24 protein-coding genes are annotated in these 26,178 nt (G+C 71.5%); 12 read left to right on the forward strand and 12 right to left on the reverse strand.

Going from position 1 to position 26,178, the window contains the following annotated elements:
* The first annotated feature begins 25 nt into the window (after nucleotides 1–25).
* The 4 genes from ACZ3IJ_RS03585 (at nucleotide 26) to ACZ3IJ_RS03600 (ending at nucleotide 6,112) form a co-directional block, all read left to right on the forward strand.
* Entirely contained in the window at nucleotides 26–1,738 is a 1,713-nt protein-coding gene (locus ACZ3IJ_RS03585) for an aldehyde dehydrogenase family protein (RefSeq protein WP_467466012.1), read from the forward strand.
* Nucleotides 1,739–1,777: 39 nt separating this feature from the next.
* Nucleotides 1,778–3,256, forward strand: coding sequence for a long-chain-fatty-acid--CoA ligase (locus ACZ3IJ_RS03590; protein ID WP_467466013.1), 1,479 nt, complete (start codon nucleotides 1,778–1,780; stop codon nucleotides 3,254–3,256).
* 160 nt (nucleotides 3,257–3,416) lie between these two features.
* Nucleotides 3,417–4,817 (forward strand): glycoside hydrolase family 1 protein, encoded by a 1,401-nt coding sequence (locus tag ACZ3IJ_RS03595; RefSeq protein ID WP_467466014.1) that lies wholly within the window; start codon nucleotides 3,417–3,419, stop codon nucleotides 4,815–4,817.
* The gene (locus ACZ3IJ_RS03600) at nucleotides 4,814–6,112 is read left to right on the forward strand and encodes an MFS transporter (protein WP_467466015.1); all 1,299 of its coding nucleotides are present in this window, start codon (nucleotides 4,814–4,816) and stop codon (nucleotides 6,110–6,112) included. The genes ACZ3IJ_RS03595 and ACZ3IJ_RS03600 overlap by 4 nt, the downstream gene beginning before the upstream one ends.
* Before the next feature lie 13 nt (nucleotides 6,113–6,125).
* Here ACZ3IJ_RS03600 and ACZ3IJ_RS03605 read toward each other — a convergent pair whose 3' ends face one another.
* Complete coding sequence (locus tag ACZ3IJ_RS03605; RefSeq protein WP_467466264.1) at nucleotides 6,126–7,403, reverse strand: DUF2254 domain-containing protein; 1,278 nt, start codon at nucleotides 7,401–7,403, stop codon at nucleotides 6,126–6,128.
* A 297-nt stretch (nucleotides 7,404–7,700) separates the two neighbouring features.
* Here ACZ3IJ_RS03605 and ACZ3IJ_RS03610 point away from each other — a divergent pair, with 297 nt between their 5' ends.
* Nucleotides 7,701–9,551 (forward strand): glycoside hydrolase family 15 protein, encoded by a 1,851-nt coding sequence (locus ACZ3IJ_RS03610; protein ID WP_467466016.1) that lies wholly within the window; start codon nucleotides 7,701–7,703, stop codon nucleotides 9,549–9,551.
* A 24-nt stretch (nucleotides 9,552–9,575) separates the two neighbouring features.
* Here ACZ3IJ_RS03610 and ACZ3IJ_RS03615 read toward each other — a convergent pair whose 3' ends face one another.
* From ACZ3IJ_RS03615 to ACZ3IJ_RS03650, 8 genes are all read right to left on the reverse strand, one after another.
* Nucleotides 9,576–11,360 carry a cation:proton antiporter gene (locus tag ACZ3IJ_RS03615; protein WP_467466017.1) on the reverse strand — a complete coding sequence of 595 codons (1,785 nt, stop codon included), beginning with the start codon at nucleotides 11,358–11,360 and terminating at the stop codon, nucleotides 9,576–9,578.
* 63 nt (nucleotides 11,361–11,423) lie between these two features.
* Nucleotides 11,424–12,482: a cytochrome d ubiquinol oxidase subunit II gene (locus tag ACZ3IJ_RS03620; protein ID WP_467466018.1), complete on the reverse strand. Its 1,059-nt coding sequence runs from the start codon at nucleotides 12,480–12,482 to the stop codon at nucleotides 11,424–11,426.
* Entirely contained in the window at nucleotides 12,479–13,957 is a 1,479-nt protein-coding gene (locus ACZ3IJ_RS03625; protein ID WP_467466019.1) for a cytochrome ubiquinol oxidase subunit I, read from the reverse strand. Before ACZ3IJ_RS03625 ends, ACZ3IJ_RS03620 begins: the two co-directional genes overlap by 4 nt.
* Nucleotides 13,958–13,999: 42 nt before the next feature.
* The gene (locus tag ACZ3IJ_RS03630; RefSeq protein ID WP_467466020.1) at nucleotides 14,000–14,839 is read right to left on the reverse strand and encodes an SDR family oxidoreductase; all 840 of its coding nucleotides are present in this window, start codon (nucleotides 14,837–14,839) and stop codon (nucleotides 14,000–14,002) included.
* A 160-nt stretch (nucleotides 14,840–14,999) separates the two neighbouring features.
* Complete coding sequence (locus ACZ3IJ_RS03635) at nucleotides 15,000–16,580, reverse strand: GMC oxidoreductase (RefSeq protein ID WP_467466021.1); 1,581 nt, start codon at nucleotides 16,578–16,580, stop codon at nucleotides 15,000–15,002.
* A gap of 159 nt (nucleotides 16,581–16,739) precedes the next feature.
* Entirely contained in the window at nucleotides 16,740–17,657 is a 918-nt protein-coding gene (locus ACZ3IJ_RS03640) for a cyclase family protein (RefSeq protein WP_467466265.1), read from the reverse strand.
* 41 nt (nucleotides 17,658–17,698) lie between these two features.
* Nucleotides 17,699–19,129, reverse strand: a complete 1,431-nt coding sequence (locus ACZ3IJ_RS03645; protein ID WP_467466022.1) for a gluconokinase, GntK/IdnK-type — start codon at nucleotides 19,127–19,129, stop codon at nucleotides 17,699–17,701.
* A 105-nt stretch (nucleotides 19,130–19,234) separates the two neighbouring features.
* The gene (locus ACZ3IJ_RS03650; protein ID WP_467466023.1) at nucleotides 19,235–19,576 is read right to left on the reverse strand and encodes a YkvA family protein; all 342 of its coding nucleotides are present in this window, start codon (nucleotides 19,574–19,576) and stop codon (nucleotides 19,235–19,237) included.
* Nucleotides 19,577–19,747: 171 nt separating this feature from the next.
* Here ACZ3IJ_RS03650 and ACZ3IJ_RS03655 point away from each other — a divergent pair, with 171 nt between their 5' ends.
* The 7 genes from ACZ3IJ_RS03655 to ACZ3IJ_RS03685 all read left to right on the forward strand — a co-directional run bounded on the left by ACZ3IJ_RS03655 (nucleotide 19,748) and on the right by ACZ3IJ_RS03685 (nucleotide 24,827).
* Complete coding sequence (locus tag ACZ3IJ_RS03655) at nucleotides 19,748–20,377, forward strand: hypothetical protein (RefSeq protein ID WP_467466024.1); 630 nt, start codon at nucleotides 19,748–19,750, stop codon at nucleotides 20,375–20,377.
* 152 nt (nucleotides 20,378–20,529) lie between these two features.
* A complete protein-coding gene (locus ACZ3IJ_RS03660; RefSeq protein WP_467466026.1) occupies nucleotides 20,530–21,165 on the forward strand; it encodes a hypothetical protein in 636 nt (211 codons plus the stop codon).
* 140 nt (nucleotides 21,166–21,305) lie between these two features.
* A complete protein-coding gene (locus ACZ3IJ_RS03665; RefSeq protein WP_467466027.1) occupies nucleotides 21,306–22,262 on the forward strand; it encodes an aldo/keto reductase in 957 nt (318 codons plus the stop codon).
* A 72-nt stretch (nucleotides 22,263–22,334) separates the two neighbouring features.
* The gene (locus ACZ3IJ_RS03670) at nucleotides 22,335–22,496 is read left to right on the forward strand and encodes a hydrophobic protein (protein ID WP_391796177.1); all 162 of its coding nucleotides are present in this window, start codon (nucleotides 22,335–22,337) and stop codon (nucleotides 22,494–22,496) included.
* A 162-nt stretch (nucleotides 22,497–22,658) separates the two neighbouring features.
* Nucleotides 22,659–23,102 (forward strand): ATP-binding protein, encoded by a 444-nt coding sequence (locus tag ACZ3IJ_RS03675; protein ID WP_467466028.1) that lies wholly within the window; start codon nucleotides 22,659–22,661, stop codon nucleotides 23,100–23,102.
* Nucleotides 23,103–23,204: 102 nt separating this feature from the next.
* Nucleotides 23,205–24,065 carry an RNA polymerase sigma factor SigF gene (locus ACZ3IJ_RS03680; RefSeq protein ID WP_467466029.1) on the forward strand — a complete coding sequence of 287 codons (861 nt, stop codon included), beginning with the start codon at nucleotides 23,205–23,207 and terminating at the stop codon, nucleotides 24,063–24,065.
* Nucleotides 24,066–24,278: 213 nt separating this feature from the next.
* Nucleotides 24,279–24,827 (forward strand): GNAT family N-acetyltransferase, encoded by a 549-nt coding sequence (locus ACZ3IJ_RS03685; protein ID WP_467466266.1) that lies wholly within the window; start codon nucleotides 24,279–24,281, stop codon nucleotides 24,825–24,827.
* A gap of 22 nt (nucleotides 24,828–24,849) precedes the next feature.
* On the opposite strand, the gene ACZ3IJ_RS03690 is transcribed toward ACZ3IJ_RS03685, so the two are convergent.
* The 3 genes from ACZ3IJ_RS03690 to ACZ3IJ_RS03700 all read right to left on the reverse strand — a co-directional run bounded on the left by ACZ3IJ_RS03690 (nucleotide 24,850) and on the right by ACZ3IJ_RS03700 (nucleotide 26,024).
* Nucleotides 24,850–25,182, reverse strand: coding sequence for a nuclear transport factor 2 family protein (locus ACZ3IJ_RS03690; protein ID WP_467466267.1), 333 nt, complete (start codon nucleotides 25,180–25,182; stop codon nucleotides 24,850–24,852).
* Between the two features lie 73 nt (nucleotides 25,183–25,255).
* Complete coding sequence (locus ACZ3IJ_RS03695; RefSeq protein ID WP_391797005.1) at nucleotides 25,256–25,516, reverse strand: WhiB family transcriptional regulator; 261 nt, start codon at nucleotides 25,514–25,516, stop codon at nucleotides 25,256–25,258.
* Between the two features lie 52 nt (nucleotides 25,517–25,568).
* A complete protein-coding gene (locus ACZ3IJ_RS03700) occupies nucleotides 25,569–26,024 on the reverse strand; it encodes an SsgA family sporulation/cell division regulator (RefSeq protein ID WP_467466030.1) in 456 nt (151 codons plus the stop codon).
* Nucleotides 26,025–26,178: the final 154 nt, after the last annotated feature.

Genomic DNA, 26,178 nt, shown 5'->3' on the forward strand with positions numbered 1-26,178 from the left:
CCCCTCGATCAGGAGTTGAAGCCCCATGACCTCCGTCTCCGCCATCGACACCGCCCACCTCGACCGCGCCGTCGCCGACCTGCGGGCAGGTGCCGAGACCTGGGCGGCCACCCCGATCGAGGAACGGACAGCGCTGCTGGAGCGCCTGCTCCCGAGGATCGCCGCCCGCGCCGCGGCGATGGTCGCGGACGCCGCCGGGGCCAAGGGCTTCGCTCCCGACTCCCCGTGGGCCGCCGAGGACTGGATCGGTGCCCCCTGGGCCCTCGCCCAGGGGGTGAGCGCCCAGCTGCACGTCCTGCGCCGGATCGCAGCCGGCCGGCCTCCCGTCGACCCGGGCGCCGTGCGCGAGCTCGGCGGGCGCGCCGTCGTGGACGTCTTCCCCGCCACCGCCTGGGACACCCTGCTCCAGAACGGGACCACGGCCCAGGTGTGGACCAGGCCCGGCACCACGGCGCGGCAGGTCCTCGACCGCGCAGCCGGGGAGTACCGCGGACGTGCCGGCCGCCCCGCCGTCGCGCTGGTCCTGGGCGCGGGGAACGTCGCGGCCATCACACCGCTCGACATCCTGTACAAGCTCTACGCCGAGGGACAGACCGTCCTGGCCAAGATGAACCCGGTCAACGACTACCTCCGCCCCCACTTCGCCCACGTCTTCGGCGAGTTCGTCGACCAGGGCTGGGTGCGCTTCGTCGACGGCGGGGCCGACGTCGGCGGGTACCTCGCCGCCCACGACCACGTCGACACCATCCACGTCACCGGAAGCGAGCGCACCCACGACGCCATCGTGTGGGGTACCGACGAGCAGGCCGCCGAGCGCCGCCGCTCCGGCACACCCCTGAACGCCAAGCCCTTCAGCAGCGAACTCGGCGGCGTCACGCCGTGCATCGTGGTGCCCGGCGACTGGAGCGCCGCCGACTTCCGGTACCAGGCCGAACACATCGTCACCAGCAAGATGAACAACTCCGGCCACAACTGCGTCGCCAGCCAGATCCTGATCCTGCCCCGCGACTGGGAGGGCGGCGACCGGCTGCTCGGCGAGATCCGCCGGGTGCTGAGCGAACTGCCGCCGCGCGCCGACTACTACCCGGGTGCGGAGACCAGGCTGAACGCGGTCCTGGCCGCCCATCCGCGGGCCGAGGTGCTCGGCGACGGGACGTGCCGCGTGCTCGTACCCGACGTCACCGCCGAGGACGACGTCCTGCTCACCGACGAGGTCTTCGGGAGCGCGCTCGGCGTGGTCAGGCTGCCGGGCGCGACCCCGGAGGCGTTCCTCCGCGCGGCCGTCGACTTCGCCAACGACAGGCTGCCCGGCACCCTGGGCGCGACGCTCATCGTCCACCCCGCGACCGAGCGCTCCCACCGCGCGGCCGTCGAGTCCGCCGTCGAGGAACTCCGCTACGGCACCGTCGGTGTCAACGCCTGGTGTGCGATCGGCTTCCTGCTCGGGTACACGCCCTGGGGCGCGTACCCCGGCCACACCCGGCAGGACATCGGCAGTGGCATCGGCTTCGTCCACAACGCGTTCCTGCTGGAGGACGTCGAGAAGACGGTGCTCCGCTCGCCGTTCGCACCCGCCCCCCGCGGCCTGTTCACCGGCTCGCCCTCACTGGCGCCGCGTCCGCCGTACTTCGTGACCCACCGCACTGCCCTGACGACCCTCGAACGGCTGACCCGCTTCACGGCGGCCCCCTCCGTCGCCAGACTCCCGGGTCTCTTCGCCTCCGCCCTGCGAGGCTGACCCCGCCGCACCCGCCCGAACGGACCCGAAAGGCGCCCCATGAACCTCGCCGACATCCTGCTCCGCACCGCCGCCGAACACGGCCCCCGCACCGCCGTCGAACTGGGCGACAGCGCCCTCACCTACGCCGAACTCGACACCGCCTCCGGCCGGGTCGCCGCGCTGCTCGCCGACCGCGGCGTCAACCCCGGTGACCGTGTCGGGGTGATGCTGCCCAACAGCCTCGACTTCCCCGTCCTGTACTACGGCATCCTGCGGGCCGGCGCCGTCGTCGTCCCGATGAATCCGCTCCTGAAGTCCCGGGAGATCGCCCACTACCTGCGGGACTCCGGAGCGGTGCTGCTGTTCGCCCACGAGATGTGCGCCGCCGAGGCGGCGCGTGGCGCCGAGGACACCGCGGCGAACGTGATGGAGCTCGCCGCCGGGACACTCACCGAACTGCTCGCCGACTACGCGGAGCCGATCGGTCCGCGGCCCTGCGCCGACGACGACACCGCCGTACTGCTCTACACCTCCGGCACCACCGGCTCCCCGAAGGGCGCCGAACTCACCCACGCCAACGTGCTGCGCAACTCCGAGATCTCCGCGCGCTCGCTGTTCCGCCTCACCTCCGACGACGTGATTCTCGGCTGCCTTCCGCTCTTCCACACCTTCGGCCAGACCTGTGCCATGAACACCGCCGTCACCGCCGGCGCGCGGCTGACCCTGACGGCCCGCTTCGACCCGGCGGACGTGCTGCGGACCGTTCAGGACCGGGGCGCCACCATCTTCGCCGGGGTGCCCACGATGTACGCCGCGCTGCTCGCGGCCCGTACGGCGCACACCGAGGCGTACGACACCTCCACCCTGCGTCTCTGCGTGTCCGGCGGCGCCTCCCTGCCCGTCGAGGTGTTGCACGGGTTCGAGAAGGTCTTCGACGTGCCCGTCCTGGAGGGCTTCGGGATGTCCGAGACCTCGCCCGTCGCCTGCTTCAACCACCTCGACCGCGCGCGCAAGCCCGGCTCGGTGGGCACTCCGATCGAGGGTGTCGAGCTGCGCCTGATCGACGTCCGCGACGGTGTCGGGGAGCTGTGCGTGCGCGGCCACAACGTGATGAAGGGCTACCTGGGCCGTCCGGAGGCGACGGCCGAGGCGCTCCAGGACGGCTGGCTGCGCACCGGCGACCTCGCGCGCGTCGACGAGGACGGCTACTACTACATCGTCGACCGGAAGAAGGACCTCATCATCCGCGGCGGATTCAACGTCTACCCGCGGGAGGTGGAGGAGGTGCTGTACGAGCACCCCGCCGTCGCCGAGGCGGCGGTCGTCGGCGTGCCCCATCCGACCCTCGGCGAGGAGGTCGCGGCCGCCGTCACGCCACGGCCCGGGGCGGACGTGACCGCCGACGAGCTGCGGGAGTTCGTACGGGAGCGGGTGGCGCCGTACAAGTACCCGCGGGAGATCCGGCTGGTGGAGGCGCTGCCGAAGGGGGCCACCGGCAAGATCCTCAAGAGGGAGATCACCTTCGGCGACGCGTGAGCCGTGAGCCGTGAGCCGTGAGCGTGACGGTGCGGGTGGGGGTGCGGGAAACGCTGCGTCAGGTAAAGCTGAGAATTGTTCACTTTCCATTGACAGGGCGGAGTTCGGGGCCCGAAAGTGCCGTGTGCGACCAGCACCCCGGCGATCGAAGCGAGTCCCCATGACAGCGCCCGTACCCGCGTTCCCGCCCGGCTTCCTCTGGGGAGTCTCCGCCTCCGCCTTCCAGATCGAAGGCTCCCTCACGGCCGACGGCAGGGGTCCCTCGTCCTGGGACGCCTTCACCGGGGAGCCGGGACGCGTCAAGGACGGCTCGCACGCGGGGGTGGCCACCGACCACTACCGGCGCTACCGCGAGGACGTGGCGCTGATGGCCGGACTCGGCGTCGACGCCTACCGATTCTCGGTCTCCTGGTCCCGCGTCCTGCCCGACGGTCACGGGCCGGTCAACGACAAGGGGCTCGACTTCTACGACCGGCTCGTCGACGAGCTGTGCGCCTCGGGGATCGCCCCGGTGCCCACGCTCTTCCACTGGGACACCCCGCTCGCGCTGGAGGAGGGCGGCGGCTGGCTCGACCGCGACACCGCCGAGCGGTTCGCGTCGTACGCCTCGGTGGTCGCGGAGCGGCTCGCCGACCGTGTGCCCATGTGGATCACGATCAACGAGCCCGCCGAGGTCACCCTGCTCGGCTACGGCCTCGGCGAGCACGCCCCGGGCCGGCGACTCGTCTTCGACGCCCTGCCCGCGGCCCACCACCAGCTCCTGGCGCACGGCCTGGGCGTGCAGGCCCTGCGCGCCGCCGGCGCCCGTCAGATCGGCATCGCCGTCTCCCACAGTCCCGTCTGGACCGCCGGGGACAGCGACGCCGACCGGGAGGCCGCCGCTCTGTACGACACCCTCACGAACCGCCTCTTCGCCGACCCCCTCCTCACCGGCGTCTACCCCGATGAGGGCCTGGCCGCGCTCCTCCCCGGCCCGGTGGCCGAGGACCTGAAGGCGATCTCGACGCCCCTGGACTGGTACGGCGTCAACTACTACAACCCGATGCTCGTCGGCGCCCCCCGGCCGGCCACCCACGCCTCCATCTCCACCTCCACCTCCTCCTCCTCCTCCTTCGGTGGCATCGACATACCGGCCGACCTCCCCTTCGACATCCGGCAGATCGAAGGCCGCGAACTCACCGACTTCGGCTGGCCGGTGGTCCCGGACGGGCTGCGCGAACTGCTCGCCACCCTGCGCGAGCGCTACGGAGACCGGCTGCCGCCCGTCTACATCACCGAGAACGGCTGCTCGTACGGTGACGGGCCGGACCCCGAGACCGGGCGGATCGACGACGCACGCCGGATCGCCTACCACGACGGTCATCTGCGCGCGCTCCACGAGGCGATGGCGGAAGGTGCCGACGTCCGCGGCTACTTCATCTGGTCGATCCTCGACAACTTCGAGTGGGCGGAGGGGTACCGGCAGCGGTTCGGGCTCGTCCACGTCGACTACGAGACGCTGGCGCGGACGCCCAAGGAGTCGTACGCCTGGTACCGCGACCTCATCAAGAGCGGCAGATGACCGCCGAGGGGACGGCGGAGGAAGGCCCCGCGGCCGAGCCCGCGCAGCCCGCCGCGCTCGCCAGGCCGGCCGCGCCCGCCACGCCCGGCAGCCCGGTCGGCGGGCGGTGGGTGAGCGCGCTGTCCCTCGCCAACCTCGGGGTGTGGGTGGGCTGGTTCGGCCCCCTGCAACTGCTCCTCGCCCGCCAGGCCGAGCACCTCACACCCGACCACAAGGCCTCCACCCTCGCCCTGGTGACGGGGGTGGGAGCTGCCGTGTCGATGGTCGCCAACCCGGTCTTCGGCGCGCTCTCGGACCGGACGTCCGCGTCCGTCGGCCGGCGCGTCCCCTGGGTGGCCGGCGGGGTGACGGGCGGGGCGGCCGGGCTGGTCGTCCTCGCCGGGGCGCAGAGCGTCGCGACCGTGATCGCGGGCTGGTGCCTGGTCCAACTCGCCCTCAACGCGGCCTTCGCCGCTCTCACGGCCGCCGTCCCCGACCAGGTGCCCCCGCGGCAGCGTGGTCTGGTCGGCGGATGGCTCGGCGTCTCCCAGGTCGGCGGAATCCTGGCGGGAACGGCGCTGGCCACGGTCGCGGGCGGGTTCACGGCCGGATATCTGGCCTGCGCGGTCTTCTCGGTGCTCGCGGCCGTTCCGTACGTACTGATGCGGCGCGACACCCCGCTCCTCGCCGCCGACCGGCCGGTCTTCCGGTGGCGGGCGTTCCTCGGCGGCTTCTGGATCGACCCGAGGCGCCATCCCGACTTCGGCTGGGCCTGGCTCACCCGGTTCCTGATGAACCTCTCGTACTCCATCAGCACGATGTACCTGCTCTTCTACCTGACCGACGCCGTGCGCTACGAGGGGGACGCGGACAACGGCGTACTGATCCTCACGGCGCTCAACGCGCTCACCCTGCTCTCCACGGTCGTGATCAGCGGCATCCGGTCGGACCGCAGCGGCCGGCGGAAGCCGTACGTCATCTGGTCGGGTCTCGTCATCTCCGCGGCCACCCTGCTGCTCGCCGTCTGGCAGACCTGGACGGGCGCAGTCGTGGCGTCGCTCGTGCTCGGTCTCGGCTTCGGCGTCTACACGGCCGTGGACTTCGCGCTGCTCACGGACGTGCTGCCGACGGCGGAGGACCGGGGGAAGGACCTGGGCGTCATCAACATCGCCAACGCGCTGCCCCAGGTGCTGGCCCCCGTGATCGCCGCCCCGGTCGTCACCCACGCCGGCGGGTACACGGCCCTGTACGCGCTCGCGGGCGCCCTGGCCCTCGCGGGATCGGTCCTGGTGCGCCGCATCCGCTCGGTCGCCTGACACGGACGGGGCGTCAGGGAACGTACTGCCCGCCGATGCCCTGGGAGTCGGGCTGCTGTGCGAGCACCCGGCGGGCCGGATCGGTGAACTCACGGTCGACCGACTCCTGCAGCATGCTCAACTGCGCGCGCAACGCGGGGTGTTGTCCCGCCGGCAGCGAGTCGAGCAGCTCGTCGAGCATGGCTCGGAGCCTGCGACAGATCTGTACGGACGAGCCTCCGTAGTCGAGGATCTCGCAGACGGCGAGCTGGACGTAGTTGTCCCAGTCGCGCCCCGGCAGCACGAGCCGCGCGTCGCCCCGGCCGTCGGCCAGGACATAGCGACCGGGGAGATGCGTCCTGCCCACCGTGTGCAGCAACCACTCGACGTAGTTGATCACCTGCACGGCGGTCGTCGGGTCGTTCACCGCCGGGGAGAGCGCGCGGATGGCGATGTCGACGAGGACCCGCAGGGCGAACGCGGGGTCCTGTTCGATGGTGCGCTCGGGCCCGAGGGCGACCAGACCGGCCACCCGCTCCGGATCGGGTTCCGACCTGCCACCATGGACCTCGACGAGCACCGAGCCGGGCGGAACGAAGTCTCCGACCAGCCGGGTCACGACGAAGACGCAGTCGTGGCGCGCCGCCTCCGCGACCAGACCGGGCACGTCGAAAGCCTGGATCGCGCCTCCCCGTGCCGTACGGAGGCGCATCACCGGAGGGCCGGAGGGTACGGTTGCGGGCTCCCGGGGCGTGGCTCCCCGGATCGCCGCGACGCCCCTCGTGAAGACGGCCTCTCCCATGTGCGCCACGAGCTCGGCGATGGCGACGGGCCGCAGACTGTGGGTGAACCGGTTGAGGTAGACGAGCAGCAGCACGAGACTGACGGCCACGGCCGCGCCGGCCAGCGTCACGCCGAGGTCGGGAACCGAGTCGGATTCGATGCTGCGCAGCAGGGAGAAGGCGAACGCGAACGTCCCCGTGAAGGTCGCCAGGACCGCCTTCTGCAGCCGGTCCCGGTACCAGAGGCGCATGTACCGGGGAGAGAGGGTTCCGGTGGCCTGCTGCACCACGAGCACGCCGATCGTGACGACGAACCCGAGCAGCGCCACCATCGCGCCCACGATGGCGGCGAGCACCCCGCTCGCGGTCGTGGCGGAGTAGTGCCAGCCGCTCGGCGGCCAATCGGTCCGGTCGGCGGCGAGGGCGAGCTCAGCGAGAAGGACGCCGAGGACGAGACCGAGCATCGGCACGATCCACAGGCTTGCCTTGACGTACTGCCGCAGCCTGAATCTGGCGGCCCAGGACGTCATGACACTCACGCCACGCCCCCTTCGCGGGAGGATTCAGGTGCGCTCGCGGCACACGCGACGGACGGTTCCCGCGCCACGGGACCGCCCTCACCTCACGGTAGGGCGATTCCCGCCCCCGCGCACCGGCAGCACCGATGCCACCCACCCGTACGACGTCCGTGCCAGGACCGGCCCGTGCGTCCCTGCCAGGACGGACAGGCATCGGCGCCCTAAGCTGATCGAGTGGCGCCCGGCGCACTTCGGCCGCGTCGTGACGGTGCTCCGGGTGTGGTCGACCGGGGCTGAAAGGGGTCCACGATGGACGACTACCCCCTGATCGAGGACCACGGCCTGATCGGTGATCTGCAGACGGCAGCGCTCGTGACGACCGATGCGACGATCGACTGGTTCTGCTGTCCGCGCTTCGACTCGCCCAGCGTCTTCGGAGCTCTGCTCGACCGCGCCAAGGGAGGCCACTTCAGCGTGCGGCCGGCCGCGGGCACGTACACCACCAAGCAGCTCTACCATCCGGACACCGCGGTGCTGGTCACCCGGTTCATGACCGAGGCAGGCGCCGGGGAGGTCGTCGACTTCATGCCGGTGACCGGGACGACCGCGACCGACCGGCACCGTCTCGTCCGCATGCTGCGCTGTGTGCGCGGCAGCATGACGTTCGAAGGGGAGATCGCCCCGCGCTTCGACTACGGCCGCAAGCCCCACGAACTGCACCTCACGGAGCACGGGGCGGTGTTCACCTCCGAGGACCTGGACCTCGCCCTGCACGCCGTGCGTGAGCCGCAGGACGTACGCCTGCTGAACATCCTCTCGGCCGACGAGAACGACGTGCGCTTCTCCCTGACCCTCCAGGCGGGCCAGCAACGCGGCCTGATCATGGAATCCTCGCCCGCAGGACCCCCGCAGGAGGTCCGCGCCGAGGAGTTCGAGCGCCTCTTCCACGAGACGGTCCGTTACTGGCGAACCTGGCTGGGGCAGTCCACCTACTCCGGACGCTGGCGGGAGGCGGTGGAGCGCTCGGCCGTGACGCTGAAGCTCATGACCTACGCGCCGACCGGCGCCCTGGTCGCGGCCCCCACGACGGGACTTCCCGAACAGCTCGGCGGAGAGCGCAACTGGGACTACCGGTTCACCTGGATCCGCGACGCCTCGTTCTCGGTGTACGCCCTGCTGGGCCTGGGATTCAAGGAGGAGGCGTCCGCCTTCATCAACTGGCTGCACGACCGGGTCAAGGAGAAGGTCGGCCGGACGAACGGCTCCGGCCCGCTGAACATCATGTACCGGGTCGACGGCTCCGCCGACCTGGTCGAGGAGACCCTCGACCACTGGGAGGGGTACCGCGGATCGGCCCCGGTCCGCATCGGCAACGGCGCCGCGACCCAGCTCCAGCTGGACATCTACGGCGAGGCGCTCGACAGCATCTACTTCGCGCACGAACACGGCATGCATCTCGACCACGGGGGCTGGAAGGCGCTGCACACTCTGCTCGACTGGCTGGTCGACCACTGGGACCAGCCTGGCGAAGGACTCTGGGAGACGCGTGGCGGCCGGAAGGACTTCACCTACGGTCGCGTGATGTCCTGGGTAGCCTTCGACCGCGCTCTTCGGATGGCCCACGACGACGGCCGTCCCGCGGCCGGCGGACGCTGGGTGGAGGCGCGGGACGCGATCTACCGGCAGGTGTTCGACCGGGGGTGGGATCCCACGAAGCAGGCCTTCGTACAGCACTACGGCGACGACGTGCTCGACTCGGCGCTGCTGCGCATGCCGACGGTCGGCTTCCTCACGCCCGACGACCCGATGTGGAAGACCAGCCTGGACGCGATGGAGAGAGAACTGGTCAGCGACAGCCTCGTCTACCGCTACAACCCCGAGGCGTCCCCCGACGGGCTGCGGGGCTCCGAGGGAACCTTCTCCCTGTGCACGTTCATGTACGTCGACGCCCTGGCACGGGCCGGACGCACCGACATGGCCCGCCTGGTGCTGGAGAAGATGCTCACGTACGCCAACCACCTGGGTCTGTACTCCGAGGAGATCGACCTGACGGGGCGCCAACTGGGCAACTTCCCGCAGGCGTTCACCCATCTGGCGCTGATCGACGCGGCGATCACGCTGGACTCGATTCTCCGGGAGGAACGGCGTGACGAGGCGTAGCCCGCGGAGCCGGCGCGCGAGTCCTCAGAGCGGGGGAGTGGTCGCCGCGGCCGGTGCGGGGCCGAGGAGGACGAGCGTGTCCCCCGCCTGAGGGGCGCTCTTCCGCGTCTCCGTGACCGGGTCCAGCTGGTGGTCGGCCCGCACCACGAAGAGCGTGTCATGCTCCGGTGGCAGGGGGGCGGCGGCCGGGTGTACGACGAACCGGGCGCCCCGCGCGTAGCGCTCCGCGAGCACGTGGCGGACCAGGGGGTGGCCGAAGAGGATGTCGCCGCCGGTGTACGGAGCGACCACCCCGTGGCTGTCCGGCGGCGGCCCCACCCGGTAGACGGGCCCGTCGACGTTGTCCTGCATCACGATCGAGGCGAGCGCGTTGAAGTCGTCGTCGTCGGTCGCCAGGAAGACGGCCGTCACGCCCTCCAGACGCGCCCCGGGGTTGATGGCCGTCGCCAGCAGGTCGCCCTTGGCCAGGCCGAGACCCGCCGCCTTGATCCGCTTCCGCTGCTCGTCGACGCCCGCCCACATCAGCATGTCGAGGCCGGCGGAGCGCAGGGCCTTGCCCAGGTCGACCACCCATGGCTCGCCGCCCACCAGGAGGACGCGCGTTCCCGTCGTCTTGACGACGCCCAGCCGTCTGGCCACCGGGGCCGCCGTCAGTGCGTAGAGGAGAACCGTGCCCACGATCACCAGGAACGTGACGGGAAGGATCTTCGCCGCCCCCGACACCCCCCGCTCGACCAGACCGGCTGAGAAGGTCGAAGCCGTCGCCGCCGCGACGATGCCGCGTGGGTCCATCCATCCGACGAAGGCGCGCTCCCCCCGGGAGAGATCGGAACGTGCCGCGGCGCCGAAGGCCACGACCGGCCGGACCACCAGGACGAGGATCGCGATCAGGCCGAGCGCGGGAAGGAGCACCGGCACCAGGGACGCCGGGGTGACCGTCGCGGAGATGGAGATGAAGAGAAGCCCGATGATGAGCTGGACCAGGGTCTCGAAGAAGGGCCGGCGCGCGGGCATGTCGAAGCCGCGGATGTTGGCCACGGCAAGTCCCGTCACGATCGCGGCGATGAGTCCCGTATCGTCCCGTACGACATCGCAGACCGCCGACACGCCGATGACGACGGCGAGTTGCGCCAGCGTCCCCAGGGTCTCCCCGAGCCGGAGGGTGCGCAGGGCGAACCACAACAGCGCGGTGCCCACGACCCCGCCCGCCAGTCCGACGGCGAGGCTGATCAGGAACTGACCCAGCTGGTAGCCCCGGCCGATGTCGACCTGGTGCGAGGAGGCGACCGCGTGGAAGGTGAGGGCCCCGAGGATCGCGCCGATCGGGTCGGTCAGCGTTCCTTCCCAGATGAGGATGCGCCGCACCTTGTCGCTCGGCCGCACGAAGTCGAGGATCGGCCCCACGACGGTGGGACCCGAGACGACGAGGATCATGCCGAGCATCGCGGCCACGCGCAGCGGCATGGCGAACATCGCCGGTGCCACCGCCGAGACGACGAGGAAGGTGAGCAGGAGGCCGTACACGAGCAGCCTGCCCACGATCCCGCGCGTGTGGTGGGCGAGTTTGCGCAGGTCGAGACCCAGGCCGGCATCGTAGAGGATCACCGCGACGGCCAACGACACCAGGGCCGAGAAGTCCTGTCCCAGCAACTTGTCCGGGTGGACGACGTCCGTCATCGCACCGGCGGCGAAGCCGACGGGAAGCAGGATGATCAGGGCCGGGACGCGCAGCTTGCTCGCCAGGATCTGCGAACCGGTGGCGAGCACCACCGTCAGGGCGAGCCCGATGAGGATCTCGTCGTCGGTCACGGCTGCTTCCTTCCGGCGGAGTCCGGGCGCGAGGGGGTGTCCAGGACGCGTACAGGCGGGCGGTCAACTGTCGGGTGCCGCGCCGTCACCGGCCGTCCGGCCTCGCCCGCGCAGCTCGGAGTCGGTGAGCTCCTCCAGCTCGCCGTGCGAGTCGAGCCAGTAGAGGAGGACGACGGCCGGCACGACGACCACCAGCGCCACCAGGGTGACGATCGCCAGCCACGTCAGCGTGGACGGTGCGCCCGCGGCGTCGGCCACGGTCAGCGAGGTGGGGAGCAGGTAGGGGCGTTGGGCCATGCCCCAGGCGATGATGGCGGACGCGACCACGCCGACAGCCGTGACGCGCACCCACGTTCCGGCCGCCCGCCACAGCAGCCAGGCGGTGGCGACGGCGGCCACCCCGGCGAAGATGACGAACAGGAGTCCCAGGCCACGAGTGAGGCCATGCCAGATGTAGGGGGCGTCCTCATGGGTGACCCAGCCGGTGACCACCGCCAGGACGGTGAGCACGGCGAGGCTGCCGAGCGCCCGCAGCCTGAAGTAGCCGACCAGGTCGGGGGCGTCGAACCTGCGGGCATCGCCCATGAGGAAGACCGCCCCGAGGAACGCGGTGGTCGCGATCGCGACCAGTCCGAAGACGAGCGAGGTGGGGCTCGTCCAGACGTCCGCCGAGGCCTCCGTGCCGGGAGAGACACGTTCCGACGCGATCCCGCCGACGGCGGCGCCGAGGAAGAACGGTGTGACGAGTGAGGCGACCGCGAACACGGCACCGTACAGACGCCGGCCGGCGAGCCGCCGGGTGGGCTTGCGCAGGGCGAAGCCGGCGCCCCGGAGGACCATGCCGACGACGGCCAGGGCCAGCGGGAGCCACATCGCGGAGAACACGCTCTGGAACAGGACGGGGAAGCCGGTCCACATGATGACCAGGACGAAGATCAGCCAGACGTTGTTCACCTCCCACACGGGAGCCATGGCGTGGTCGATGAGCCATCGGGGGCGCCGGCCGCGCTCCGTCCCTCCGGCCGTCAGGTCCCAGAAGCCCGCCCCGTAGTCGGTGCCGCCCGCACAGGCGTACGCGGTGACGGCCAGCAGCAGCACCACGGCGATGAGGTCGGCGGTCATGGGCCGTCACCCCCGCTGCGGCCCGCCCTCGGGCCACCGGCGGGCACGTCGTCCGCGGGACGGGACGCCCGCGGCCCGTACGGGATGTCGGCCTCCGGTGTGGGGGTACCCCCGGCGGCCTGCTCCGCGTCGGCGAGCCGCCAGCGCGTACGCATCTTCAGCAGGACGACGAGGAACGAGCCGAAGAGGAAGACGTACACCACCATCACCACCCCGAGCATGATCCACAGGCTGGTGGAGCGGGTCGAGGTCACGGCCTCGGCGACCCGCATGTTCTGGTAGACGATCCAGGGCTGGCGCCCCACCTCCGTGGCGATCCAGCCGCACTCGACGGCCACGACCGAGCCGACGCCGGCACAGGCCGCGGCGCGGTAGAACCACGGCGAGGCCGGCAGACGACGGTGGCGCAGCCAGACGAAGCCGTACCAGAGGGCGAGCAGCACCAGCACGGAACCGATCAGGACCATGAGGTCGAACGCCCAGTGGGCGATGGTCGCCTGCGTCGCCGTGGGCCGCTGGTCCGCCGGAACGGAGGTCAGTCCCACCACCTCGGTGTTCGGACTGAATCCGGCGAGCACGGAGTCGAGCAGCGGGATCTTGATGCCCCCCGAGACCGTGCCGTCCTCGTTCAGTCTCCCGAAGAGGTACTCCGGTACTCGGGTGTCGGTCTTCCAGACGATCTCCAGCGCGGCGAACTTCACCGGCTGCTTGTGGAAGACGGACCGGGCGATGGAGTCGCCGAGGACGAACTGCACCGGCGCGGCGACGGCGGCGATGGTGAACGGAACGGCGAAGCCGAGCCGGTGGTAGCGGTCCCTGCGGCCACGGAGCCAGCCCATGGCGTAGACACCGGACACCATGAAGCCCGCGGTGAGCACCATCGCCACGACGAAGTGCCAGTACTGCGGGCCGAACATCGGCGTGAAGATCGCCTTCCAGACGTCCACGTCGACCGGGTTGCCCTCGGAGTCGAGCGAGAAGCCCTGGGGCGTGTTCATCCAGGAGTTGGCGGCCAGGATGCCGAAGGCCCCGAGCAGGGCGGCGAACGGCAGGGGGAGCCCCAGGAGGAAGTGCGTACGCGGCTTCAGCCGGCGCCATCCGTAGAGGTAGATGGCGATCAGCACCGCCTCCAGGAAGAAGGCCCACGCCTCGACGCCGAATCCGACACCGAAGACGTCACCCCACCGTCCCATCAGGCCCGGCCACAACAGCCCGAACTCGAAGGACAGCACCGTGCCGGTGACGATGCCCAGCGCGAACTGCACCGCCATGACGGCCGACCACCGCCGTGCCAGGAGCAGCGCCGTGGCGTCGTTGCGGCGCAGTCCCCGGTAGTGCATGACCAGGGTGATGAAGGGGAAGGCCACGCCGAGCGGAACCAGGATGATGTGGGAGGCCAGGGTGAAGGCCATGAGTTCCCTGGCCGGCAGGAGCTGGGCCGGGGTCTCCGCCAGCAGGTGGAGCGAGGTGGGCATACGTGCCGTCGCCGTTCGTGGATGTGGAGGGCCGGGACCGGGTCATCCGCCGGTGGCGAAGCCGGGGAAGAGGGTCATGCCTCCGTCCACGTACAGCGTGGTCCCCACCACGTAGTCCATGAGGTCGGAGGCGAGCGCGACGACGGCGTTGGCGATGTCGTCGGGGTCGCCGATCCGGTCGTACGGGATGAGCCGCAGCAGGTCCTTCCTCGCTTCGGGCGTCTCCCAGGCGGCGCGGTTGATCGGCGTCTTGATCGCCCCCGGAGCGACCGCGTTCACGCGGATCTTCTCCGGCGCCAGCTCCTGGGCCAGGGTCTGCATCATCATCTGCACGCCGCCCTTGGAGGACGCGTAGTTCACGTGACCGGCCCAGGGGATGACCTGGTGCACCGAACTCATGCAGATGATCTTGCCGGCGGCACGGGACACCTCGGGGACCACGCCACGGCGCCGGAACTCCTTGACGGCCTCCCGTGCGCAGAGGAACTGGCCGGTCAGATTGACATCGAGGACCTTCTGCCACTGGGCCATGGTCATGTCCGTGAGCCGGGCGTCGCGCTGCAGCCCCGCGTTGGCCACCAGCACGTCGATGGTGCCGAACTCCTCGACCATCCTGTCCATCATGGCGACGACCTGGCCCTCGTCGGACACGTCCGCCTCGTACGCCGCCGAGCGCACCCCGAGCGAGGCGATCTCCGCGGCGACCTCCTCGGCCGCCTCACGGCCCGCCACGTAGTTCACGACGACATCGGCACCGGCCCGTCCCAGACCGATGGCCGTGGCCTTGCCGATGCCCGAGTTGGCACCGGTGACCAGAGCCTTCTGGCCCTGCAGCAGACGCGCCGGGATCACACCCTGCGGTTGTTCCCCAGTGGAGTCCATGCCGTCCTGCCTCCTCGCCGCGCGGATGTGCCGCCCGGCGTCGACCCTGCCGGGCTGCACCACGCAACCACCCGAGGGAGAGGCCGGCATGTCCTGGGAATCGCCCTTAGGCCGTTGGGCCCACCTTCTTCGTCCGGACGGACCAGCGGCCGGGGGTCGCTCAGCCCAGCCGTGCCAGGAGGTGCTCGCCGACGCGGAGGGCGTTGGCGATGGCTGTCAGGGACGGGTTGACCGCGCCGATGCTCGGGAAGAAGCTCGTGTCGACGACGTACAGGTTGTCGAGATCGTGGGCCTTGCAGTTCACGTCCAGCGCGGAGGACGCGGGATCGCTGCCGAAGCGCACGGTACCCGCCTGGTGCGCCGTCGCCCCGATCGGCATGCCCTTGTGCAGGTAGATGCTGTGCGACAGCAGCCGGTGCTCGTGCATGCCCAGGTGGCCCAGCATCCCCTGGAGTTTGTGCCGCAGACGCTTCAGGCCCTCGATGTTGTTCGTCTCGTCGAGGGCGAGCCGGATACGGCCGTCGCCGCCGAGGGTGACCCGGTTGTCCGCGAGGGGCAGGTCCTCGCCGCAGAGCCAGAAGTCGACGGCGTGATGGGCCAGTACCTCGAACGGCATGTCGGGTGAGACGGCACCGGCCCACCGCGGAGCCTCGCCGTGGATCTGTTCGGCGTCCGACTTGCCCAGCATCTGGATGCCGCCCAGCGGGAAGTCCCAGTCGTCCGCGCCCAAGTACCAGTCGTGCAGGGCCAGGGTCTTCTGGAACCGGGTGTCGTTCGGTTCCTTCGACACCGCCATCAGGGCCAGGTTGTTGTGCCGCATGTAGAACCGGCCGACCACGTCCGAGCTGTTCGCGAGGCCACGGGGATGGTGCTCGTTCGCCGAGGCGAGCAGCAGCGCCGCGGAGTTGACCGCCCCGCAGGAGACGACCACCACGTCCGCGGTGAACCGGACCTCCGAACCGTCGGGCAGCCGGCCGACGACCGCACTGACACGGCGCCCGCCGTCGTCGGTCTCCAGGCGTACCACCTGGGTGTGCGTGACCATCTCGACGTGAGGGTGCTCCAGCGCCGGCTCGACGCAGATGACCTCGGCGTCCGACTTGCCGCGCACCAGGCACGGGAAGCCGTCGACCCGGTCGCACCGGATGCAGACACTGGAGTGGGTGGGCCGGCCGCCTTTCTCCTGGGTCAGGTTGACGCCGATCGGCAGATGGAACGGGTGCAGGCCACGCTTCTCGAGGTCGTCGCTCAGCTGCTGGATGCGCGGTTCGTGCTCCACGGGCGGATGGGCGTACTGCGCGCTGACGGGGCCCTCGCCCGGGTCCTCGCCGTGCCGCCCGTGGACCAGGTACAGGTGCTCGGCCTGTGTGTAGTACGGCTCCAGATCCTCGTACCGGATCGGCCAGGCGGGAGAGATCCCGCCGTGATGACGCAGCTCGCCGAAGTCCTCGGGCCGCAGCCGGAAGAGGGCCGCCCCGTAGAACTTGGTGTTGCCCCCGACGTAGTAGTTGACCTCGGGCGGGAACTCGGTGCCGTTCTTGTCGAGCCAAAACTCCGGGGCCCGGTACTTGCCCTTGACGAACACGGCGGTCGAGTCCCAGTTGTCCCGCTCGCGTGGAAGGTGGCCACCGCGCTCGATCAGGAGGACGCGTCTGCCCGACGGCGCCAGGCGATGGGCCAGAGTCCCTCCGCCGGCACCGGTGCCGATGATGATGACGTCGTAGTGTGGGGCGTCGCCCACGGCGACCACCGTCCTTGGGATCACGGCCCCGACCTGGTGTCGGGCACCTCGCGCCCCCGCCGGCCGGGAGGCCGGCGGTCCCACCTCCCTCGAACGTATCCGGCCCCCTCGGGGGCGGCGACCGGAGCGCGGAGCCTCTGCGGACCCTCCGACCGGCCCTCACAGCACCGCGATCGGGTTCACCGGCGACCCCGTCGCCCCGGTCAGCCGCAGGGGCGCGACCACACAGAGGAAGCTCCAGCGCCCGGCCTCCGCGCAGGCAGGGGCGAGGTCCTCGAACCGCAGATAGTCCATGAGGTGGATGCCCATGGCGTGGATGGCGAGCACATGGACGGGAAAGGCCACGTCGCTCACCGCGCTGGGCGCCGTGTCGTTGTTGCCGTCCCCGCCCAGGGCCGTGACCTCGCGCTCGGCCAGGAACTCCACCGCCGTCGGGTGAAGGCCCACCCGCGCCCCGGCCGCCTTCCAGGGCCCCAGTTCGGCACGCCGGAGGCGGTGCCCCACCCGCACGAACAGCAGGTCGCCCGGCCCGACGCGAACCCCCTGCGCGGCTTCGGCCGCCGTCAGATCGCCCGAGGTGACATGGTCGCCCGGTTCCAGCCAGGGCACACCGCGCAGCCGTGGGATGTCCAACAGGACGCCGCGTCCCACGATGCCGTTCCCGAGCCGGTCGACGGAGAGCATGCGGGCGCCCTCGGCCGTCACCGTGCTCGCCGGCACACCGCCGTACAGCTCGCCGTCGAACAGGACATGGCAGAGGGCGTCGAGATGACTGTCCGCGTCGCCGTGCACGTTCATCGAGAAACGGTCCGTGGCGAAGTACAGCCCGTCCGTGCCGATGTCGCCCGCTCGCGGTCCGGTCATCCGGTGCACCGCCGGCTCGGGGTCGTCGGGACCCCGCTCGGTGTCGATCGGAGCGGCCAGCGACACCGTGCGTCCGGTGCGGACCTCCGCGGCGGCGGCCGCCACCCGTTCGGGTGTCAGCAGGCGGAGCGCGCCGCACGGCCCGTCCACCGCCGGCGGAGCCGCCCCGGCCCTCAGCCGCTCGTAGAGCGCCCGGAAGTCGTGCGAGGTCATCCCCCCGGCCCGCGCGCCCCGCGGCGGCGGTTCGGACGGTGTCACGCGTTCCTCCACGGGCTCAGACCCCAGCGGAGCACATGGGTCGCCCCCGGCCGCAGGACGGTGAGGTCCGTACCGCTGCGGAACGCGTCCGCCGGGCAGGACATCGGCTCCACGGCCACACCCCTACGCCGTTCGGGTCCGGGCAGGGTGTCGCCCGTGAACACCTGCACGTACCGGGTTCCCTCACCCAGCCACAGATCGACGCCGTGCAGTCCCGAGGGGTGCGCGAGCCGCACGACCGCTCGCCCGTCCGAGCCGCGGTCGAGTCCGGTGAAGGCCGTGTCCAGGCGCAGATCGCCGATGGGGCGGGCCGTGCTGAAGTCGTACGGGGTGCCGTCGACGGGCTCGCGTCCGACGGGCAGACCCCGGTCGTCGGTACGCAGCAGATACCGGGCGGGGACGGTCAGTACGGCGCTGTCGACGAGGTCGGTGCCGACCGTCAGGTAGGGATGCTGACCGACGCCGTACGGCGCGGGCTCCGTCCCGGAGTTGGTCGCGTGGACGGCGACGGCGAGGCCGTCCGCCCCGAGCCGGTACTCGACACGGACGTCCAGGAGGAACGGATACCCCGACTGGGGGCAGAGCGTGGTCCCGAGCGTCACCGCGTCCTCGGTGCGGGCGAGCGGCTGCCACGGCACCCAGCGGAGCAGCCCGTGGATCGCATTGCCCTTCTCCACCTCGTTCAGGGGGAGTTGCAGGCTCCTGCCCTCGAACCGGTACCGTCCGCCGCCCACGCGGTTCGGCCACGGGACGAGCAGCTGCCCCCGCCCGCCCCCGACGGCGGACTTCTCGGAGAACCCGTCGAGCAGCGGCCGGCCGTCGACGGAGTAGTCGCGCAGGGCGCCGCCCAGCTGGACCACGACGGCGCTCTGATCTCCCCGGACCAGCCTCCAGGAGGTGCCCGTGAGGCTGGGGGACATCATCGCCAGGACCGTCGCGACGACCGCCTCCGGAGGCCGGTCCACCTCCACGACCACCGCGTGCTCGTCGGGCCCGGGCTCCTGGAGAGTCGCGAACTGGCTGTCCGACAGCTCCGCGGGGAAGAAGTGACCGTGCCGCGCGGCCAGCCGGGAGCGCATCAACTCACGTGAGCCGTGCAGGTACACCAGAAGGACCTCGGGGCGCCCTGCCAGCAGCCTGTCCCGGTAGGCACGCTTGAGGGCCGAGCAGCTCACGACGGCCTGCCGGCGGGCCGCGATCACCTGGTCCATCCGCTCCCGCACCGCTCCGAGCCATGGCTCCCGGTCGTGGTCCGACAGGGGATGACCGGCGGCCATCAGGGCGCGGTCGGCATCGGAGTGGAACTCGTCCGCGTCCTCGTACGCCCAGCCGAGCCGCTCCGCGAGAAGACGTCCCACGGTCGTCTTGCCCGACCCGGCGACGCCGACGAGGAGCACCACCTGCGGCAGCCGCCCGTGGGTCGTCATGAGGGGCTCCTCCGTCGTCGCCCGCCGAAGCGTGTCCGCCCCCATGGGGCGGACACTCTCCAATCTGACGCCCGTCGTCCCCCACCGCACGTCGGGGCCCACGGGTCACCGCGTCGGCGGAACCCTCGCCGGACGGCTGACCGACGCGTCCGGTCGCGTGCGCGATCCCTTGACGGCGGCCCCGCTCCCCGCGGCCGCGGCGTGCAGGGCCTTCAGGGCGACCAGGAGCACGCCGATGTCGTCCAGGTAGACCGGGTCCGGGATGAGGTCGATCGGCGAGACCGTGTACACCACCGCCGCCCAGAACAGGGCCTTGGACTGCAGCGGGACACCGGCGTCCACCAGCAGCCTGCGCGCCTGGAAGACGCGTACGAGCAGTACGGCCGCGAACCCCGCCGCCACGAGCAGCAGGACCAGGGCCACGAGGAGCCAGAGGGAACCGTCCATGCTGCTCTCCTACCCTCGTACGGCCCAGGCCGCGCCGGTCGACCGCGACGGTTACGAGGCTACGACGGTTGTCGTGGGTTTGACCGCCCCGGAAGCGGCAAGCCGAACCGTCAGGCGCCCAACAAGCAGTGACGAAAAGCCAGCCAGGAGTCACGATCCAGGAAGGCAGCCATGTCGACCCTGACCACAGTTCTCGTTCTCGCGGCGGTGGTCGCCGCACTACTGGCGGCCGGTCTCCTGCTCCGGGCCCGCATGGGCACGGGCAGCGGCACGCGCTCCCTCAGGCGGCGCTTCGGCCCCGAGTACGACCGCACGCTGGAGAGGTACGGCGGCGACAGCGAGGCCGCCCACCGCGATCTGCGCGAGCGGGTCGAGCGGCACGGCGGTATCCGCCCTCTGCCGCTGGAGCACGCGGTCCGCGAGCACTACACCGCTCAGTGGACGATGCTCCAGGAACGCTTCGTCGACGCGCCGCGGCAGGCGGTCGCCGATGCCGAGGAGCTCCTCACCCGGATCGCCGCGACGCGGGGATTCCCGGAGCCCGAACGGCGCGAGGAACAACTCGCCGCTCTGTCGGTGCACCATCCGCACCACGTGGAGGGTCTGCGCGCGGTACGCCGCGCCGTGCGCTCCGACGCGGCCTCCACGGAGGAGCTGCGTGAGGCGCTGGTGCATGCGCGTGCCCTGTTCGAGGACCTGACGGCGGCCGGGGGCCCGACCGCCACGGAGAGCGCGCGGACCCGACCGGTGGCCGGGCGCGACCGCAGGCATCTCCTCAAGCCGAAGGGAAGTGGTGCGTGATGTCACGCGAGAACCGGGACAGGCGGGCAGCGGGCGGGTCCGAAGGTGACGCGCGGCGCGACACCGCACCCGAGGCCGCGAAGGCCCCGGGCGCGGCGGGCGGCGCCGGCGGACCGGCGCCCACCGGGAACGGGGGAGTACCCTCCGCGGCCGTGCCCTCCCAGCGCACCGGCCTTCCCACGGTGCCGCCGGGCGGCTCGCCCCCGCCGCCGCCCCCGCTTCCCGCCCCGCGCACGTCGGGCACGCCGACTCCGCCTGCCCCGCCCGCCCCGCCGACCCCGGCCGACCCGCCTCCGGCCATGCCGCTGTCGAAGGCGCCCCAGTCCGCAGTCCCGCCCGGCGACCCCGGTGCCACGGGCCGGAGCGGCGGGAGCCGCACGAACGCTCCCGCCGCGACCCCCGCCGCACCTCGCGGACGGGACACGACGGACCGGCCGGGCGACCGGCCGGGCGTCGGCTCCGCGAGCGATACCGGACACGGTGCCGCCGCCGAGGGAGGTCCGTCCGGACAGCTCCTCGGCGAGGGCGAGCGGGACCGCCTCGGGCAGCGCCTGCACCACGCGCTCGCGGGGTTCGTCGACTCGCCCCAGGGCTCGGTCGCCGAGGCGGCCGAGGTCCTCGCCGCGGCGGAGCGGGAGCTCATCGCCGCGCTGCGGGACCGCAGCACCGCGTTGCGGGCGGGCTGGCAGGAGAACGGCGACCCGGACGGGCCGGGCCCCGACACCGAGCAGCTCCGGCTCACCCTGCGGACCTACCGCGAGGTGACGGAACGGCTGCTCCGGGCCTGACCCGGCCCCGCCACCGCGGAGCGCGGAAGCCCCCATGGTCCCCATGGGGGCTTCTGGCGTGTGTGCGGCCCGGCCCGGCCCAGGAGCCACCCGTCGAGGGGTCGTGGCAGCGTATCGAGTACGTGTGCGAAAGTGGCCCGGTGACGACCCCCGAGAAGACCGACCACCGCCTCCTCTTCGGCTGCATGGGCCTCGGGGGAGGCTGGGACCCGGCGCCCCACACGGCCGCCGACATCGACGAGGCGGAGACCGCCGTCGAGGCGGCGCTGGACAGCGGCATCACCGCGTTCGACCACGCCGACATCTACCGGCACGGAAAGTCGGAGGCGGTCTTCGGCGAGGTCCTGGCCCGCTCGGCCGGACTGCGTGAGCGGATCACCCTGCAGACCAAGTGCGGCATCCGCCTGCCCGAAGGGAGCCGGCCCGGCCTGTACGACCTGCGCGGCGCCTCCATCGTCCGCAGGGTCGAGGAGAGTCTGGGGCGGCTGCGCACCGACGTCCTCGACGTCCTGCTCCTGCACCGCCCCGACCCCCTGGCGGACCCCGCCGACATCGCCGACGCCCTGACCTCGCTCCACCGGCAGGGGCTCGTCCGCCGCTTCGGTGTCTCGAACATGAACGCCGCGCAGATCGCCCGGCTCCAGGCGCACATGGACCTGCCGCTCGTGGCCAACCAGCTGGAGATGAGCCTGCACCGGCGCGCCTGGCTGGAGGACGGCGTCCTCGTCAACGCCCCGGAGTCTGCGGCCAACGGCTTCCCCGCCGGCACCGTCGAGCACTGCCTGACCCACGGCATCGAACTGCAGGCGTGGGGGTCGCTCGCCCAGGGGCGCTACACGGGGGCGCCTCCGGGGACCCCGGAGGAGACGGCCACGGCCGCGCTGGTGGCCTCGCTCGCCGAGGCCAAGGGCACCACACCCGAGACCATCGTGCTCTGGTGGCTGCGGCGCCACCCGGCCCGCGTCGCCCCCGTCATCGGCACGTCGAACCCCCAGCGCATCCGGGCCTGCCGGGACGCGGCGACGGGCGAGCCTGACCTGAGCCATGACGAGTGGTACGCCCTGTGGATCGCCGCCCGCGGCGCCGCGCTGCCGTAGCGAGGAACTCGCTCATTCGCAGGGATGTCTGACGAAGTGCGGGGCAAGCGGAGAGCCTGGAGGTGGATAGGAATGGTTCCTCTTCTCTTGGTTCTGCTGATCGTGCTGGTTCTCTTCGGCGCCGGCTTCGCGGTGAAGGCGCTGTGGTGGATAGCCGTGCTCGCGCTCATCCTCTGGTTGCTGGGCTTCGTGGTCCGGCCTCAGGGGCGTACGAGCCGCTGGTACCGCTGGTAGCCCGCACGTCGTGTCCGTGGGCGCCACCCCTCGACGGGGTGGCGCCCACGGCCTTTTGGACGCCCCGCATCGCCTCCACCGGGTGGGCGCGGTGTGCGGCGGGCTCGGAGGGGAATCCGAAGGACAGCGGAAAGGACGACATCATGCGAAGGAGGACGGACGATGGATGAGGCGAACGGCACGGCGAGCGCCGTGCGTCGGCCGTCGCTGTCGGCGAGCGTGGCCTTCGAGGACGCCGACATGGGGGTGAGGACGATCGCGTCGGCCCGCGACTTCGCGGCCGACTTCCTGACCGCCGCGCCTGCCGCCGGAGGCGGACCGGTGCCCCAGGAGCGTGTCGACGTGGCCCGCCTGGTGGTCAGCGAACTGGTGACCAACGCGGTACGGCACGCGCCGGGCCCCTTCCGGGTGCTTCTCGAATGGTTCGAGGACGCCCTGGACATCTCGGTGGCCGACCGGCTCGAGGCCGCTCCGGTCCCCAGACCCCCCGATCCCCAGCGCATCGGCCAGCACGGTCTCGAGATCGTGGTGGCGGTGTGTGAGAGCGTCCGCGTGGAGCCGGAGTTGACCGGGAAGCGGGTCCGGGCCCGGCTCTCACTGGCTTGAAACAATTGACTGAAAGTCGACTGACATGTTCTGAGAAAGTGGGGGTAGGCGGAGCCGGCACGGGGGGTAATCGCTGCCAACGGACGAGAGAAGGTCATCAGAGTGCCGACCGAGGTGACGACGGATACGAGGACTGGTGTCGAGACGGGTACGGAGGACCTTCCCGTACTCGAATCTCCCCGCAAGGTCGCTCCGAAGGACGCGCGGGAGCTGTCGAAGGTGTTCTTCGACAAGCTGGCGGTGTTGGAGGAGGGGACGCATGAGTACCAGTACGCGCGCAACACGCTGATCGAGATGAACATGTCGCTCGTCCGCTACGCGGCCGGCCGCTTCCGGGGGGCCCGCGGCGACGAGATGGAGGACATCGTCCAGGTCGGTACGATCGGTCTGATCAAGGCCATCGACCGCTTCGACCTCTCCCGGGAGGTGGAGTTCACCAGCTTCGCCATCCCGTACATCGTCGGTGAGATCAAGCGTTTCTTCCGTGACACCTCCTGGGCGGTCCACGTGCCGCGCCGGCTGCAGGAAGCGCGGCTGGAGCTGGCCAAGGCCACCGACGAGCTGAGCTCCCGGCTCGGCCGCTCGCCGAGCGTGGCGGAGCTGGCGAGCCTGATGAACCTCTCCGAGGACGAGGTGATCGAGGCACGGATCGCCGCGAACGGATACAACTCCGCGTCGCTCGACGCGGCGATCGGCCCTGACGGCGAGGACGACGCCACGGCGCTGGCCGAGTTCATCGGAGTGGAGGACCCGGCGCTCGAACTCTTCGAGCAGTTCCACACGCTGGCGCCACTGCTGGTGGAACTCGACGAGCGCAGCCGCCGCATCCTGCACCTGCGCTTCGTCGAGGAGCGGACGCAGTCGGAGATCGGCAACGAGCTCGGCATCTCCCAGATGCACGTCTCCCGCCTGCTCTCCCGCAACCTGGAGCAACTGCGCAAGGGCATGCTCGACGAGTCGTAGACGCACGCCCCCCGACGGGAACGGCCTCACCAACCCCCTTCTGGTGAGGCCGTTCCGCGTGCGTGCACTGCTGTCAAGGAACCGTGGGGGAACGCGTGACGACCTGGTGCGTCATCCGCTCGCGCACGAGTCACCCCGCGATCTACCCTCGCGGCCATGACGTCACAGGATGCGCCTGGAAGCTCTCCGACCACTCCCGCCGGTGCCCGGGCGGTGATCCGGCGGGAGACCGCCGACGATCACCGGGATGTACGCGAGCTCCATGCGCGCGCCTTCGGGGACGGCGAGCGGGTTCCCGGGCTCGTGGAGGCGCTGCGCGTCGCTGAGGCCGCATGGGCGCCGATGTCCTTCGTCGCCGTCGTCGACGACCAGGTCGTCGGGCATGCCCTGCTGAGCGCGACGCGGGTGGACGCCCCGCGCGGGATCGTGGACGTCCTGTCGCTGTCACCGCTGGGCGTGGTCCCGGAGTTCCAGCGTCAGGGCATCGGTACGCGGCTTGTCGCCCACGCCCTCGAGGCGGCCGACAGCCAGGGCGTGCCGATGGTGTTCCTGGAGGGTTCGCCGAGCTACTACGGCGCGCGCGGCTTCGAGGCCGCCGGCGCGGTGGGCTTCCGTTCGCCCTCCCTGCGTATCCCCGAGGCCGCGTTCCAGGTCGCCCGGTTGTCCTCGTACGAACCGTGGATGACGGGCACCTTCGTCTACTCGGAGCCCTTCTGGGCCTTCGACTGCGTCGGCCTGCGCGAGCCCGTGGCCACTCGGTGACCCCGCATCGGCCCACCACGCCCTAGGCGTCCCGGGCCGGGAGCGGGGTGGCCTGGTGGTAGTACATGCGCAGGGCCGCCCCTTCGTCCGGCCTGCGCCACAGCGAACTCCGGCGCGCCCGGCGGCCCTCGATCTCGGTCTCGTACGTCAGGTGCACCACGCCCGGAGCCAGCACGGCGCCCGTCATGCCTGACGGCACGTAACGGGGACCCTCGGCCGAGTTGCCGGTCATGGCCGGCAACTCGGCCAGCATCTCCTCGTACGACCACCGTCGGCCGGAGGCGCCGACCTCCACGAACTCCGGGTCCAGCAGCTGCCTGGCCTCCGCCCGTGACGTCCGCACGCCCGGGTCCATGAGCCTGAGCTCACCCCTGATCGCTTCTTCTACCGCGTTCGCCTCATCGTTCACCTCGGTATCATCGCCCGCCTCAGTCCGATCGGTTCGCCCGGCGGCGCGCCCTCCGCTTCAGCGACTGCCGTTCGCCCTCGTCCAGGCCGCCCCACACGCCCGTCACCTGGCGGGAGTCGTCCATGGCCCAGCGCAGGCACTCCTCCCTCACCGGGCAGCGCCGGCAGACCTCCTTGGCCTCCTCGACCTGGATCAGCGCCGGTGCTCCCGTCCCCACCGGGAAGAAGAGGTCGGGGTCGACATCCTGGCAGGCCGCACGTGCGCGCCAGCTGTCCAACATCATGTCCTCCTGTCGTCTTCATGTGTGAGTCCCGTCGCGCGTGATCCGGCGTCTACGGCCGCGCGAACAGTTGCGGGATCTCGGCCGCCCAGACGATCCGGGCGGCCTCCTCTCCCTCGGGCACGGCACCGTACGTCTCGCTCAGCCAGCCCCGCAGACCCGCGCGGTCCACGTCGACTACGGCGAACAGCTCGACCGGGCCGAGCCGCATGCGGACGCGCCCCTCCCTGCCACCGCGGCGCAGGGGCCACAGCCGGACGTCACCCTCGCCGCTGAGCACGCGGGTCCCGGAGCGCAGCAGCTCCCGGGAGAACGTCCAGTCGACGGCCTCGGCCAGCGGGGGCCGGAAGGTGACGCGTACCGCCCAGGGGTCGTCGGGGTCGTAGTGGAACGTCGCCTCTACGGGCAGACCGACCCCTCCGTGGACCCGGCGCGCGGTGGTCCGCCACGACCGCACCTGAGGTGCGGTGGGCGGCTGCGCGGTCTTGTGCCGGCTCGATTCAGACATCGTCACCCGTTCCGTCGGGGGCAGTCGCGGCGCGTCCGAACGGCGCCGTACCCCCGCTCGTAACCCCGGATCGGGATTTCACGCCTGCTCGCTGTGAGAGGGGCGTGAAAGGCATGCCCGGGGCCGGAATTCTCGGTTCCAGGTTCGGTTCGGG

Source organism: Streptomyces sp. NPDC013317, assembly GCF_055563155.1.